Source organism: Paenibacillus yanchengensis (genome assembly GCF_042684845.1).
Taxonomy (GTDB): Bacteria; Bacillota; Bacilli; order Paenibacillales; family Paenibacillaceae; genus Pristimantibacillus; species Pristimantibacillus yanchengensis.
This window is the reverse complement of record NZ_JBHUMH010000062.1, coordinates 154,184-167,945: the sequence shown is the minus strand read 5'-3', so window position 1 is coordinate 167,945 and position 13,762 is coordinate 154,184. Positions and strand designations below refer to the sequence as shown.

Annotated in this window: 12 protein-coding genes; 8 read left to right on the top strand and 4 right to left on the bottom strand. The window is 38.4% G+C overall.

The genetic code is table 11. From position 1 onward, the window contains the following. Window positions 1-181 precede the first annotated feature (181 nt). Window positions 182-622 (bottom strand): RrF2 family transcriptional regulator, encoded by a 441-nt coding sequence (locus tag ACFSTH_RS19015; RefSeq protein WP_377772909.1) that lies wholly within the window; start codon window positions 620-622, stop codon window positions 182-184. A 271-nt stretch (window positions 623-893) separates the two neighbouring features. Here ACFSTH_RS19015 and hmpA point away from each other — a divergent pair, with 271 nt between their 5' ends. Continuing rightward, window positions 894-2,120 carry an NO-inducible flavohemoprotein gene (gene hmpA / locus ACFSTH_RS19010; protein ID WP_377772911.1) on the top strand — a complete coding sequence of 409 codons (1,227 nt, stop codon included), beginning with the start codon at window positions 894-896 and terminating at the stop codon, window positions 2,118-2,120. 78 nt (window positions 2,121-2,198) lie between these two features. Beyond that, window positions 2,199-2,498 (top strand): DUF3243 domain-containing protein, encoded by a 300-nt coding sequence (locus ACFSTH_RS19005; protein ID WP_377772913.1) that lies wholly within the window; start codon window positions 2,199-2,201, stop codon window positions 2,496-2,498. A gap of 87 nt (window positions 2,499-2,585) precedes the next feature. Here the strand turns inward: ACFSTH_RS19005 and ACFSTH_RS19000 are convergent, their stop codons facing one another. Then, window positions 2,586-3,752 carry a VanZ family protein gene (locus ACFSTH_RS19000; protein ID WP_377772915.1) on the bottom strand — a complete coding sequence of 389 codons (1,167 nt, stop codon included), beginning with the start codon at window positions 3,750-3,752 and terminating at the stop codon, window positions 2,586-2,588. A gap of 313 nt (window positions 3,753-4,065) precedes the next feature. Here ACFSTH_RS19000 and ACFSTH_RS18995 point away from each other — a divergent pair, with 313 nt between their 5' ends. The 5 genes from ACFSTH_RS18995 to ACFSTH_RS18975 all read left to right on the top strand — a co-directional run bounded on the left by ACFSTH_RS18995 (window position 4,066) and on the right by ACFSTH_RS18975 (window position 10,204). Further along, window positions 4,066-4,905 (top strand): aldo/keto reductase, encoded by an 840-nt coding sequence (locus ACFSTH_RS18995; protein WP_377772917.1) that lies wholly within the window; start codon window positions 4,066-4,068, stop codon window positions 4,903-4,905. Window positions 4,906-5,181: 276 nt separating this feature from the next. Beyond that, window positions 5,182-6,231 carry an ABC transporter substrate-binding protein gene (locus ACFSTH_RS18990; RefSeq protein WP_377772919.1) on the top strand — a complete coding sequence of 350 codons (1,050 nt, stop codon included), beginning with the start codon at window positions 5,182-5,184 and terminating at the stop codon, window positions 6,229-6,231. Beyond that, a complete protein-coding gene (locus ACFSTH_RS18985; RefSeq protein ID WP_377772921.1) occupies window positions 6,231-8,213 on the top strand; it encodes an iron ABC transporter permease in 1,983 nt (660 codons plus the stop codon). Before ACFSTH_RS18990 ends, ACFSTH_RS18985 begins: the two co-directional genes overlap by 1 nt. Before the next feature lie 70 nt (window positions 8,214-8,283). Further along, window positions 8,284-9,390, top strand: a complete 1,107-nt coding sequence (locus ACFSTH_RS18980; protein ID WP_377773136.1) for an NAD(P)/FAD-dependent oxidoreductase — start codon at window positions 8,284-8,286, stop codon at window positions 9,388-9,390. A gap of 22 nt (window positions 9,391-9,412) precedes the next feature. Next, complete coding sequence (locus ACFSTH_RS18975; protein WP_377772923.1) at window positions 9,413-10,204, top strand: ABC transporter ATP-binding protein; 792 nt, start codon at window positions 9,413-9,415, stop codon at window positions 10,202-10,204. Between the two features lie 138 nt (window positions 10,205-10,342). Here ACFSTH_RS18975 and ACFSTH_RS18970 read toward each other — a convergent pair whose 3' ends face one another. Continuing rightward, window positions 10,343-11,512: an MFS transporter gene (locus ACFSTH_RS18970; RefSeq protein ID WP_377772925.1), complete on the bottom strand. Its 1,170-nt coding sequence runs from the start codon at window positions 11,510-11,512 to the stop codon at window positions 10,343-10,345. A gap of 189 nt (window positions 11,513-11,701) precedes the next feature. Here ACFSTH_RS18970 and ACFSTH_RS18965 point away from each other — a divergent pair, with 189 nt between their 5' ends. After that, the gene (locus tag ACFSTH_RS18965; protein WP_377772927.1) at window positions 11,702-12,349 is read left to right on the top strand and encodes a DedA family protein; all 648 of its coding nucleotides are present in this window, start codon (window positions 11,702-11,704) and stop codon (window positions 12,347-12,349) included. Window positions 12,350-13,089: 740 nt separating this feature from the next. On the opposite strand, the gene ACFSTH_RS18960 is transcribed toward ACFSTH_RS18965, so the two are convergent. Continuing rightward, window positions 13,090-13,752 carry a DUF5067 domain-containing protein gene (locus ACFSTH_RS18960; RefSeq protein WP_377772929.1) on the bottom strand — a complete coding sequence of 221 codons (663 nt, stop codon included), beginning with the start codon at window positions 13,750-13,752 and terminating at the stop codon, window positions 13,090-13,092. Window positions 13,753-13,762 lie beyond the last annotated feature (10 nt).

The following is a 13,762-nucleotide window of genomic DNA, read 5'->3' as shown; positions in this document are numbered from 1 at the left end:
TTTTCACCTAACGAATACCGAAGAGCTGCGTAACGAAAAGAACCTCAGCTCTGTTAAAACGAGCCGAGGTATCTAACCTAACTATTTTTGTTTTTTACACTGTCCACTTGACAGGGAGCACTTCATTCTTTAAGGGAGTTGCAGGCTATATTTTTTACGATCCATGATAGTACGAAATAAGTTATCGTTCACCGTGTAATAGCAGGAGTAATGAATCTTTGTTTTGCACCAGATCAGCTAAATTGTACCGGTCGAGTACATGCAGAAAAGCAGCTAAGGCTTCGTGTAAAATAGACTGCAATTGACAATTAGCACTTAATTTACATCTGTTTTTAGTCGGATCAAAGCATTCTACGATAACAAAGCCTTCTTCTGTTCGCCTCACTACTTGCCCGATATTGATTTGTTCAGGCTCTAGAGCTAAACGAATACCACCCGATCTACCACGAATAGTTTCGACTAGCCCAAGCTTGCCTAGCTGATAAATAACTTTCATTAAATGGTTATGCGATATATGGTAATGGTTGGCTATTTCTTTAATGTTAGATAACTGATCCCCTTGTTTTAGAGCGAGATAGATAAGTACACGCAAGGAGTAGTCAGTATACTGAGTCAAATGCATCCAATACACCTACCTTTATCGATGAATATAATTATGGCTCATTCAAATGTTAACTTATATTATACCATGTTGCTTCTTACAGCAAGGTGTGTTCCAGTTAATTTAAATTAACATGTGTGACAAATTTGTACCAAGAAAAAGTCGGTATTGTGAACGAAAAGCTAGGCAAATGTGGCGAAAATGTAAAAGATGTATTTTATATATTGCTTTTTTTCACGCTGTGATAAAAGATGTATATAGAATACTTCTTTTATGAAAGGGTGCTGCATTTATGTTATCTGCACAAACGATCTCCATTATTAAATCAACGGTTCCTGTACTAGAAGTTCATGGTCAAGCGATTACCACTCGTTTTTATGACATGTTATTTCAAAATCATCCAGAATTACTACACATTTTTAATCATGTTAATCAGCGACAAGGTAGACAGCAAGCAGCATTAGCTAACGCTGTCTATGCAGCAGCACAACATATCGATCAGCTAGAAAATATTATGCCTGTAGTGAAGCAAATTGCTCATAAACATCGCAGTTTAGGCGTATTACCAGAACATTATCCCATTGTAGGAAGCCATCTTCTGTTAGCGATCAAAGAGGTGCTGGGCGACGCATGTACGGACGAAATATTACAAGCGTGGACAGAAGCTTATGGTATTATTGCGGACGCTTTTATAGCGGTAGAAGAGCAGATGTATGTGGAAGCAGAACAACAAAGTGGTGGTTTTCGCCATTTTAAACCATTTACAGTTATTAATAAAGTAGTGGAAAGTAGTGTGATTACTTCTTTTTATTTGCAACCATTAGATGGTAGTAGCATACCTCCGTTTACAGCAGGACAATATATAAGTATAAAAGCAGCCATACCTGGTGAACAATATGAACAAATTAGACAATATAGTGTTTCTAACATATCTGGTGAGCCTTATTTGCGAATAAGTGTGAAGCGAGAAGATGGCGGGAATTATCCGGCTGGAAAAGTATCTAATTATTTGCATCAACAGGTGCAAATAGGAGATGTATTGCCAATTAGCGCACCGGCTGGTGACTTTGTACTTCAATCCAATAATAAACCGCTTGTACTTATTAGTGGTGGTGTCGGTCAAACGCCATTGTATAGTATGTTGTCTACTGCGCTTGCAGAGCAAGTGAAACGTCCGATTACGTACGTTCATGCTGCAATTAATAAAGAGGCGCATGCCTTTGTTGAACAACTAAAACAATTACAAACGGAGCATAACCAATTGCAAGCTTATGTTTGTTATGAGCAACCTACAGAAAATGATACGTTACATGTAGATTATAACAAAGCAGGCTATATTGATTTGCCTTGGCTTCGTTCTATTATTCCAACAGATGCCGATTTTTATATATGTGGACCATTACCATTTATGAAAGCAGTTTATCACATGCTAACGGAGCTTGGTATTGATGCAAAGCAAATTAATTATGAAATGTTCGGTCCGGCATTAGATATTAGCACGCCAGCATTATCGGTTTAATTAGCCTGTAATTTCCAAGATTATATTCTAACAAGAGCGGCATACTAAATACATTCTTACGAAAGGATGTGTTTAGAGATGGATATTAATCAAAGTATTAAACAAGAATTGACTAATCTTGATGGTCAAGAAGTAAATGAAATTTTAGGTAATTTCGGTGAATTTAAACAGTATTTGGCTGGTAAAGTGGAGATTGGTGAGAAGATGGGACTGAGTCATGAAAGTTTGACGAAAGCTACGCAGCATGTAGCAAGTTACTTGGCCAATCATGAAGAACCAAGAAACCGCGAAGAGCAAGTATTGATGGAATTATGGAAATCAGCTAGCCCGGAAGAACAAAAAACGCTTGCTAGCGTGCTACTAAAAGTAGTGCAATAATAATCAAAAACCAGCTATTCACTTGTAGGTTCGAACCTGCAAGTGAGAATAGCTGGTTTTTTTTAAAAAGTCACATCTTTTTATTTATTACTCGTCAGTTTTTTTAAGTCGTGTTGGGAACAAATCGGCTGCTTCATCGAAGAAAAAGCGATGTCTGCCTCTGCCAATTAGTACAAAAATAACATGTCCAATTAATACGAGTGACCCAAAAAAATAAGTAGCAGCAATTCCAATGTCTAGCCAGATGGATAATGCGAAATATATAGAATCTTCTGGGATGTGCAAATTACTTAGTAAAGACAAAATAGTTGGTCCGATATATAAAGCATACAACGCTAAACTACGTTTAAATAATCGGATAATATCCGTACTTCGCTTATTTGTTCTACTCGTATAACGGAACCGTAATATGGCGGAACCGATCGTATATCCGTTAAAGACGATAGGCGTAATAAATACAAGTGCGAAAAATAACATGCTATACAGTATTAAACTAAAGATGGTATCCGTAGGAATGATCGCACGTAGCGACGTATCCAAAAATTTGAGTATAATACTGTCTATAAATAATGCTAGTAAAATAGCCATCGGTTTTACACTATCTTGCACAAAAATTTGTTTTGCTTTATCGGCTACTTTTGCTCGCGATGGAAAAAATGCTAGTACAACAGGAGCTGCGAAAAATCCGAAAATACCACCAGCAGTGTTTAACATTAAATCATCGACATCAAAAATGCGATAGGGACAAGCATAATAACCATAGAAAGCTGTTGCTTGTGTTATTTCATAAAATAAAGTCGTACTAAAAACAATTAATAATGCTCGTAACCAATATTTTTTCTGTTGAAAAAAGTACCTTAGATAAATACCAAAGGGCAATAGTAATAAAAAGTTAAAGAATGCTTGTTGAAATGCCGGTTGTTGAATAGCATAAATGTAAGTAGTTGGTTGTGATAATACGATACCGCTATTTTTCAAGGTGTCTTTGATGAATTGAAATGGAACAAGCGAGTAAGGTATGGTTGCGGAAGCGCCACCTATCCCACAATTGTCTCGAGTAGCAGGTAAAGGTAACATCGTTAGGAAAAAAGCTGCCATAAAATAAAACAAAAACGAAAAAATAATAATAGTAGTAGATATCGATAAAAATCCGAATTTTCTATAGGTGTAGATTAGCCAAGGAATGATTAAAATAATTGCTAATACAAAAAAGAAAAGGGCGGCAGTAAGTATTGGTTGTAAATAGCTGCTCATTGCTACAATCTCTCCAAGCTCATGTAATGGAAACAGTTCCTTCATTATTATAGTCAATAACGAGTGGAAGTAGCAATGAAAACTTATTGTTTTTTGCGAACACCTAATAGAGAAATGCCGAATTATCGCTTGAACATAGTGGAAAAGTAGTTATAATCTTCAATTCCAATTTGAGTAGTCGCTTCAATAATTTTGAAATCGGTTCGTTGAAACAAAGACATCGCTAACAGGATTCAGGCAACTTATGGCGAAAGGAAAGAAGAAGCGAAAGATAGCAGCTGAAAATTGAACAGCTAAAGGAAAGGTGATTATAATGAACAAATCTTCTTTATTTGGACAAGAAGAAGCTTTTGTACTACGTAATGGAGTAGCTATGCCCAAGCTAGGATTCGGAGTATGGAAAGTAGCAGATGGGGAAGAAACGATTGCAGCTGTATCACATGCATTAGAAGCTGGTTACCGCAGCATCGATACCGCTTCTGTTTATGGTAATGAACGTGGAGTTGGGCAAGCGATTGCCAGTAGTGGAATAGCACGGGAAGATATTTTTATTACAACGAAAGTATATAATGACCAGCAAGGATACGAGGAAACGTTAGTTGCCTTTGAACAAAGCTGTGAAAAACTGGGTGTCGAGCAGGTTGATTTGTATTTAATCCATTGGGCAGTAACAGGGAAATACAAAGAGACTTGGCGAGCGTTGGAGCATTTGTATAAGGAAGGGAAAGCTAAAGCTATTGGAGTATGTAATTTTCAAATCCACCACTTGGAAGATATACTGCAAGATTGTGAGGTTGTACCGATGGTTAATCAAGTAGAATTACATCCGATGCTGACCCAACAACCGCTGAGAGAGTATTGCGACAAGCATGGTATTCAAATGGAAGCATGGAGCCCGTTGATGCAAGGCAACTTGCAGCTTCCATTATTGCAGCAACTAGCTGACAAGTACAATAAAACAGCTGCTCAAATTGTGTTGCGTTGGGATATACAGCATGGTATTATTACGATTCCTAAATCGACTACGCCAGCGAGAATTCAAGAAAATAGACAAATTTTCGATTTCGAGCTATCAGCTGAAGATATGGCACGTATCGATGCATTGAACGAAAATCATCGATACGGTGGTAGCCCAGATCGAGAAAATTGGTAGTATTGCCATGATAGATATAGTCTAATAATGAATACGAATGAAGCTCCTTCTCTATTGCTAAACGAGAAGGAGTTTTTTTTGTGAAAAAAAACTTGCATAAAATGATAGTGTTGACTATACTGACAATAATGATAATCACTCTCAATTGAATGAGCACAGGAGGATAATGTATGAGCTAAATTAGTACAGTCACCATGTTTAGGAAGAAATATTTATAAAGAATGCTAGTATAGCATATCATTGACATACCAAAATGAAGATAGGGGAAATTAATTCATGTTTAAAAAATATATAGCAATACTTATTGTAGCGATGGTGGTACTTACCGGATGTATGGCAGAGAAAAATACTGCTAATCAAAATAGTAAGACAGGGGAGACAACGCAAGTAGAAACAACAAAAACAACAACCGAAACTAGTACGCCAGCAGAAGAAAGTGTGACAACAAGTGAAAAAATTGAAATTGTTGACGGATTTGGGACACAAACGTTTGATAGTCCACGTACTCGTGTAGTTGCATTAGAGTGGAGCTTAGTTGAAGAGTTGTTAATTACTGGTGTGCAACCGGTTGGAGTAGCTGATATTGAAAACTTTAATAAATGGGTTACTATCGATGCGAAACTAGCGCCTGAAGTAGTTGATGTTGGGGGAAGAATTGAACCGAATATCGAAGCAATCGCTAATTTAAAGCCAGACCTTATATTAGGTGTTAAAGGTCGTCATGAAAAAATTAAAGGTGAGCTAGAAAAAATTGCTCCAGTAGTTATGTATGATAACGCTACGGAAGCAGCTCAAGCCGATCTATTTGCTCACATGTTAACCAATTTACGAAATACAGGAAAGTTAGTTGGTAAAGAAGCAGAAGTAGATACTGCGATTAAACGTTTGGAAGAGCGCTATGCGGAAGCAAAACAAGCGATCGAACAAGCAAATCTACCTACGAACCAGTTTGTCTTTACACAAGCATTTACAGTTAATCAAGCACCAACTTTCCGTATATTTACCAAAAATTCGATGGTAAGTCATGTACTCGAAAATATTGGATTGCAAAACAAAATCAGTGATGACTCAGAATCACCAAGCGGTTTAGTCGAGACGAATGTGGAAGGACTAGCGAAGCATGATCAGGCGATGCTCATTCATACGGTACAAACAGATGATCCATTGTTCGATAACTTGAAAAACAATGCAGCATGGAACGGGTTTTATTTTGTGAAGGAAAATCAAATGTACGACGCTGGTGCAGCTGTATGGACATTTGGAAGCGTATTGTCAATGGAAACATTAATACAAAATGTAGTATCCGTACTAACAAGTAAACAGTAATGAAACGAACGATATTGTTTTTGACAGCTTATGTATTGCTATTTGTAGCTTTAGGGGCTATCCATGTTAGCCAAGGGCAAGCGTCACAAGGATTTTTCGCCTTTTGGCAAGAGGTTTGGCATGATGAGCAGCAGATGAATTTTTTATTGTCGAGCCGCTTACCACGTTTTGTTATTGGATGTTTGTCTGGAGCAGCGCTAGCAGTAGCTGGTATGCTCCTTCAGTCGATGACTAGAAATCCGCTTGCCAGTGGAAGTACGCTAGGTATACATGCAGGAGCTTACTTTTTTGTCGTATTATTCACTATTTTAATGCCTGGAATGATGGGGAAATATCCGATTGTTATTACGATGATGGGGGGAGTTGTAGCAGCACTTCTCGTATCATTACTTGTTGGTAGATCGCTTGATCCTGTACGGATTGCACTAACTGGTTTAATCGTGACAATGCTATTTTCATCATTTACTAGCGCTCTCAAACTATTGTTCGAGAATGAAGCTTCTACATTATTTCTTTGGGGTTCAGGGACGCTATTGCAATTAGATTGGACTGGTGTTCGTTTTGCTTGGCCGTGGATTGTTGGTACGTTGTTGTTCGCATTTTTCGTTAGTCGGCGGTTTGATGTTTTATTGCTGGGCGATGAAGCGGCTGCTGGGCTTGGGCAAAATATTACATTAACAAAAGGACTAGGTTGGTTATTCGCCATTATTCTGGCTGCGGTAACCGTTACGGTAGTAGGTCCAATCGGATTTGTCGGTATTATCGCTCCTCATTTAGTTAGATTAACAGGGCTGCGTATGCATCGGTCGATGCTATTAGCCAACGTAGTTGTTGGAGCCGCATTGTTAATCGCTGCCGATATTATCGTTCGCTACGTTTCGAAAGCTACTGAATTACCGGTAGGAGCGATGACAGCTATTATTGGTGGTCCTTGGCTTGTTTATTTAGCATTTAAAATGGGAGTAACAAGTCGAACGAATACAGGTTCGTTAGATGGCGAAGTAAGAGTGAAGCGAATCGGTAGATTATACGTGGTTATTACTGTAGCTATATTAGCTATGATCGTTGCTAGTTTATCTTTTGGCGGTACTAGTTTCACGTCACTTGCGAAATTACCTTCAGAATTGCTGTATAACAAATTTGTCTGGGATTTCCGCGTGCCGCGTGTGTTTGTTAGTTTTATCATTGGGATGATGATGGCGTTAAGTGGATTAATGATGCAAAATGTGCTGCGCAATCCATTAGCTGACGCTTCGGTTATAGGAATAACAGCTGGTGCGAATGCTGTGGCGATGTTATGTATGCTCGTCTTTCCTCAAGCGGCATATCTGTTTGTACCACTCGGAGCGATTGTCGGTGCATTTGTTACGATGTTTATTATTTTAGCGATTAGTGCGAGAAGTGGTTTTCAACCGATGATTTTATTACTAATGGGAATCGCTTTTTCGGCGGTCGGAGCAGCCGTTGTTCAAATTATACTAGTCAAAGCGAATGTACATGCTACGCAAGCACTTGCTTGGTTAGCTGGTAGTACATACGGGACAAGCTGGCATCATTTGGTCATCGTTATTGTTACACTACTCGTTATATTGCCACTTGCCATCTACTATGCTCCTACGTTAGATGTTTTATCATTCGGCGATGAGGTGGCTACAGGGGTAGGTATACCGACTTCACGAACACGATTTATCATTATTGTTCTCGTCGTTATTTTATCCGCAATAAGTGTTTCGGTTGTTGGAGCAATCGGATTTGTCGGTTTATTAGCACCTCATATTGCGAGACGAATTGTCGGTCCCAAAATGATGCGCTTAATGCCGTTAACGCTTTGTCTCGGTGGTATGTTATTGCTCGCTGCTGATTTTGTTGGAAGAGTGGTGCTTGCACCTAAGGAAATTCCGGCGGGAGTGATTATTTCACTACTGGGCGCACCATATTTATTGTACTTACTGAAAACGACCAATCGAGTGAAAGCAAAATAATGATGTAGCATATTTAGTAATTTAGCATATAAACAGGTGGAAGCTTGTGGAGATAGAAGGGAGAATAGAAATGGTAGAGCAGGAACAAATATTTGATATAACGATTATAGGTGGAGGTCCCGCTGGTTTATTTTCCGCTTTTTATAGTGGACTGCGTGAAATGAAAACGAAAATAATTGAGTTTCAACCACGTTTGGGAGGAAAAGTTCACGTCTACCCTGAGAAAATGATTTGGGATGTTGGTGGAATCGTTCCTGTACCTGCTGCAACATTAATCGAGCAAATGACAGCGCAAGCTTTAACTTTTGAACCAGAAGTAGTGTTAGGGCAAAAAGTAACGTATTTTAAACAGGTACCATCCGAGCTTAATCCAGCAGGAGCGGGAAGTGATCATTCGGTTCCACTTTTTGAAATTCATACCGCATCTGGTGAAAAGCATTATTCACGAACGATTATAATAGCTGTTGGCGGCGGTATTTTGCAGCCTACGAAGTTGAATATTACAGGGGCGGAACGCTTTGAACTTACTAATCTTCATTATACTGTGAAGTCCCTAGAACGATTTAAAGATAAAATAGTATTAATATCCGGTGGAGGTAACGCCGCTATTGATTGGGCGAATGAACTAGAGCCGATTGCCAAACAAATCTATTTAACCTATCGTCAGGATGCATTGAAGGGGCATGAAGCACAGGTGAGTAAGCTGCATCAAAGTTCTGTAGAATGTTTATTGAATACGACGATTGAAAGATTGGATGCTGCTGCTAATCATGAGAAGATTGAGAAAGTTGTTTTGCAGCACCAAGAAACTGGAGAATTTTTTGAACTTGCAGTAGATGAAGTGATTATTAATCACGGTTATGAACGAGATAAAACGTTACTTCAAAACGAGCAATTTCCGTTAGAATTAGCTGAGGAACATTATATAGCTGGTAATCCACTTAGTGAAACATCGATTAAAGGGATTTATGCGGCTGGTGATATATTGCATCATGAAGGAAAACTGCATTTGATCGCTGGAGCATTCCAGGATGCAGCCAATGCTGTTAATCAAGCAAAGCAGTTAATTACACCAGATGCAAGGAAGTATGGCATGGTATCGTCACATAATGATTTGTTTGCCAAAAAGAATAAGGAATTATTAAAACATCTATACCAGCCAGCGGAGGTAAAGTAATCGTATGGGTGCAGAGGCGAGAATGAAACGTTTATACACAGAGGAACTAGCAATTGGATATGCCAATCGACTAGTCGTACAAAACTTAAATTTAACGATAATGGAAGAAAAAATTACTGCTTTAGTAGGCTCGAATGGATCGGGTAAATCGACAATATTAAAAGCAATTGCCAGAATGATTAAACCGGAACAAGGTAAAGTGTTTTTGGATGGCAAGTCGATTCATGAGCAGCCGACGAAACAAGTAGCGAAGCAGCTAGCGATTTTACCACAAAATCCTGTGGCACCTGACGGTTTGACAGTCGCTGAGTTAGTAGGCTATGGTCGTTTCCCGTATCATAAAGGGTTTGGTTCTTTAACTAAAGAAGATAAACAACAAGTAGAATGGGCGATTCACGTCACGGGAATGGAGCAATTCAGTGATCGACCTGTCGATCAATTGTCAGGTGGACAGCGACAGCGAGCTTGGATAGCGATGGCACTTGCACAAGAAACAAAAATTTTGTTTCTAGATGAGCCAACGACATACCTTGATATGGCACATCAATTAGAAGTACTACAACTATTGCAACAATTAAATAGAGAAGAAAAAAGAACCATCGTCATGGTCGTTCATGATCTTAATCATGCAACGAGATATGCGGAGCATATGGTGGCGATCAAACAAGGTGCGATTATTAGTGAAGGAACGCCACAAACAGTAATGAACAAGGAAGTATTACGTGAAGTGTTTGGTATTGAAGCGGATATTATTGCAGATCCCCGGACTGGCGTACCACTTTGTATTCCACATGGATTGACTGCATCACATTAAAGGGTTGTGCAAAGTTTAGCTAACAAACTTTGCACAACCCTTATAACAAATTGTTACCGTTCCATTGTTATAGATAGCATTAAGAGCTCATTTCTATTGACTGTTCCCAGGCAGTTAATAGAAACGGGCTCTTGTTATTTACACGTTAGCTTGTTTTGTTTTACGTTCTTTTCTAGCCCAATATAGAAGTAGACTAGCAAACAGAATCGTACTTATAATCGAAATCCAAGCGTTGTAGAGGAAGACTTGCCGATAGCCAACAGCAGCTGTAGCTGCTCCACCAGCTAAACTACCAATAATACGAGCGACACCAAGATTGAGTAGTCCGTTGAAGGTTTGTCCGCTAGCTTTTAGTTCTTTCGGAACTTCTTTATTAATGTAGGTAGCCATTGTTACGGTTAAGACGATAAACATAGCGCCATGTAATAGTTGGATTGGTAATGCAGCAAGCGGCGTTTCGACCCAATAAAATAGTAACCAGCGCAAACAAGTGGCGACAGCAGATAGTAGTAATATCGTTTGAATTTTAACTCGGCGAAAGATTCGATCCGCATAGAGTAAAAAAGGGACCTCTGATAAGGAGGAGATAACCATGGACCACCCTAGTAGGCTGCTGTCTCCGCCTAGTTCACGGAAGTAAATAGGGAAGAACGAATAGTAGAAGCCAAGTGTAATTTGCAAAATAAAGTTAAATCCGAGAAATATCATTAGCTTTTTATTTTGAAATAAGGTGAGGAACGAAATTTTACTACCTTTTGTACGATGACCAGCAATATTCGGAAATTTGTATACTAAAAATAAACAGACAATCATTAGCAAAGCATAAATTGGAAACATGGCGGTAAGGTTGTTTTTGGCAATAAATCCAAATGTAATGGACATGACGGCAAAACCAAACGTGCCACCCATTCGAATATGACCAAAGCTACCGACGCGCATTTTATCTAATGATTCTAGCGTAATGGTGTCGCTAATAGCAAAAATAGAAGTTTGAAATAAGGTGAATAAGCAAATAGTAAATAATACATAACTATACGACGTTGATAAGGGGAAAATAAGCATAGCGAAACCAGTACCAGCTAATAAAATATAAAGCACTTTGTTTTTGCTAGTAGAACGATCGCTTAGCATACCCCAGAGTGGTTGTGCCAGCATTGCTACGAATGGACCAATACTTAAAATCATCCCAATTTGGATAGTCGAAAAACCAATGTCATCAAAGTATAGTGGCAAAAACGTATTGTAAATAGCTTGACCACCATAAACAAAAATATAGAATAGAAAAAAACGACGAATAGTAGTATTCATAGTATATAACTCTCCACGTCAGCAGCTTTATAAGTCGCTTTAAGTATAACATATTTGTAGAGAATTGGATGGAAGCTGGAGGAGAAGATTTGTATTAGTAGAGTTAGTAGTATTGTAGCTACAAAATGTTATATAATAATGAAGGGGATATACTGGTAAACACAATTACGATTGAATTGAGGTACATGCATGTCGATTATTCAAGATTTGATAAGTTTTATATTGCACATTGATCAGCATTTAATTGAGATTATTGAAATTTTTGGTATATGGAGTTACGCTATCTTATTTTTAATTGTTTTTGTCGAGACAGGTGTCGTTATCTTTCCATTTTTGCCAGGAGATTCTTTATTATTTGCAGGCGGTACGTTTGCGGCACAAGGTGCTTTTAATTTAGGATTATTAATGCTCGTATTGTTCGTGGCAGCAGTGATTGGTGATACTGTCAACTACCATATAGGTAAGAAACTGGGTCTAGCGATTAAACCTAATTCATGGATAGGCAAGTTGATTAATCAAGAGCGTCTACAGAAAGCACAGGATTTTTTCGATAAACACGGTGGAAAGACAATTATTATTGCTCGTTTTATGCCATTCATTCGTACGTTTGCTCCGTTTGTGGCAGGTGCTAGTCGGATGAACTATCGCTACTTTTTTGCTTATAATGTAATCGGTGCTGTCATTTGGGTAATCGTCTGTACGATGCTAGGATATTTCTTCGGAAACATTCCGATCGTAAAGAACAACTTCTCAACCGTCTTGTTATTAATCATCTTCATTTCGGTTCTACCAGCAGTAATCAGCTTCATAAAAGCACGCTTTGGCAAGAAAAAATAACTGTAGCACTAGCTTTATAGGAGCATGGTTTGGTGAGGGAAGTAACTAGTTTGTTAACTTTTTAGAAGTATGGTTTGGTGAGGGGGAAGTAACGATAATAGCTAGTTTCAAAAAAGTATGATTTGATAAGAAAAATAACTATACTAAGAGTTGGATGGAAAAACGTGATGTTTTCTGGTCCAACTTTTTTTATGGATTGCTAAATGTAAGGGATATGATATATGGTGTATGGTAAGTTATGTATGGTAAATATTATATAAAAGATATTGAAAAATACAATTATGTACAATGCTCCATCCAACGACGTTTCTGTTAGAACATCTTTGCCGATTTTTATACGTTTTTTCGTACAAGCCTTCCCTCCAATGGTCTGTCCCAAGCGTGTTTATACGTTTTTTCGTATAAAGCATTCGTCCCAACCGGCTAACTAAGCGCATTTATACGTTTTTTCATACAAAGCATTCTTTCCAACCGTCTCCACGCACCACTTTATACGATTTTTCATACAAAGCTTCCTACTTACTGTTGCAGCATATCATCTGCACAATTTATTGCGTAAGTCATCCCATTCACAATTCATCATCCCAACTTCCATGCGAGATGAAGTGTCGGTTTTGTGCGTCTAGTTGTAGAAATTAACTCAGTAGGGGGCAAAGAGGGTATCCAGGAAAAGTAAGTTTTCACTTACTTTTTCTGGATACCCTCGAAAGAACCTATAGTAGGTTATGTTTGATATTGTGTTATCTTAAAACTATTGTAGCTTTGTTTTTATCATCTTTCAGATGAATGAGTAAGCTCTCCGTACTTTCAGCTACACTATCAGGTACTTCGATAACGACAAAGCCTTTTTTGGTAGATAGGGGCTTGATGCTGCGATAGCCTATATCTCCATCTAACATTGTCCGTGAAGAGTTGTATTCATATTCATCTTTGAATAGAGCTTGTACATCAACTCCTCCAAACGTATTAGTGAAGCTTTCTGCTTCTTTTCCATTATTTGTAACAGAGAAATTTAAAACGATAAATTTGTTGCCTTCGTCAGCACTAGAAGAGAACATATCGGAGCTAACCTTTTGGTTAAATTCGAATGAATCGAGCGTTACTTCCCAATCACCTAACGTAAATTTATCTTTAGGTTTATGTATTTCTTCTTTAGCCGCTTCTTCTTTCGGCTCTTCTTCTTTTGGTTCTTCTTCCTTCTGTTCTGGCTCTACTGCTGGCTCTTCCACTGCAGCTTGTTCCAGTTCAGCATTTCCAGGTTCGGTTGCTGCTGTTTGTTGTACGTTCGTTGCTTCAGTATTAGTACTGTTAGCAGGTGTTTTCTCTCCACTTGAATTTCCCCCGCATGCAGCTAAAACTATCATCATTGCTGCTAATGCTGATACCAAATACGCCCTTTTCATAACAATGATT

Excerpts from the sequence above, each read along its gene's own strand:
- ACFSTH_RS19015 (WP_377772909.1), bottom strand. The coding sequence starts at position 622 with ATGCATTTGACTCAGTATACTGACTACTCCTTGCGTGTACTTATCTAT.
- ACFSTH_RS18965 (WP_377772927.1), top strand. The coding sequence starts at position 11,702 with ATGTCGATTATTCAAGATTTGATAAGTTTTATATTGCACATTGATCAG.
- ACFSTH_RS19000 (WP_377772915.1), bottom strand. The coding sequence starts at position 3,752 with ATGAGCAGCTATTTACAACCAATACTTACTGCCGCCCTTTTCTTTTTT.
- ACFSTH_RS18990 (WP_377772919.1), top strand. The coding sequence starts at position 5,182 with ATGTTTAAAAAATATATAGCAATACTTATTGTAGCGATGGTGGTACTT.
- ACFSTH_RS18995 (WP_377772917.1), top strand. The coding sequence starts at position 4,066 with ATGAACAAATCTTCTTTATTTGGACAAGAAGAAGCTTTTGTACTACGT.
- ACFSTH_RS18985 (WP_377772921.1), top strand. The coding sequence starts at position 6,231 with ATGAAACGAACGATATTGTTTTTGACAGCTTATGTATTGCTATTTGTA.
- hmpA (WP_377772911.1), top strand. The coding sequence starts at position 894 with ATGTTATCTGCACAAACGATCTCCATTATTAAATCAACGGTTCCTGTA.
- ACFSTH_RS18975 (WP_377772923.1), top strand. The coding sequence starts at position 9,413 with ATGAAACGTTTATACACAGAGGAACTAGCAATTGGATATGCCAATCGA.
- ACFSTH_RS19005 (WP_377772913.1), top strand. The coding sequence starts at position 2,199 with ATGGATATTAATCAAAGTATTAAACAAGAATTGACTAATCTTGATGGT.
- ACFSTH_RS18980 (WP_377773136.1), top strand. The coding sequence starts at position 8,284 with ATGGTAGAGCAGGAACAAATATTTGATATAACGATTATAGGTGGAGGT.
- ACFSTH_RS18960 (WP_377772929.1), bottom strand. The coding sequence starts at position 13,752 with ATGAAAAGGGCGTATTTGGTATCAGCATTAGCAGCAATGATGATAGTT.
- ACFSTH_RS18970 (WP_377772925.1), bottom strand. The coding sequence starts at position 11,512 with ATGAATACTACTATTCGTCGTTTTTTTCTATTCTATATTTTTGTTTAT.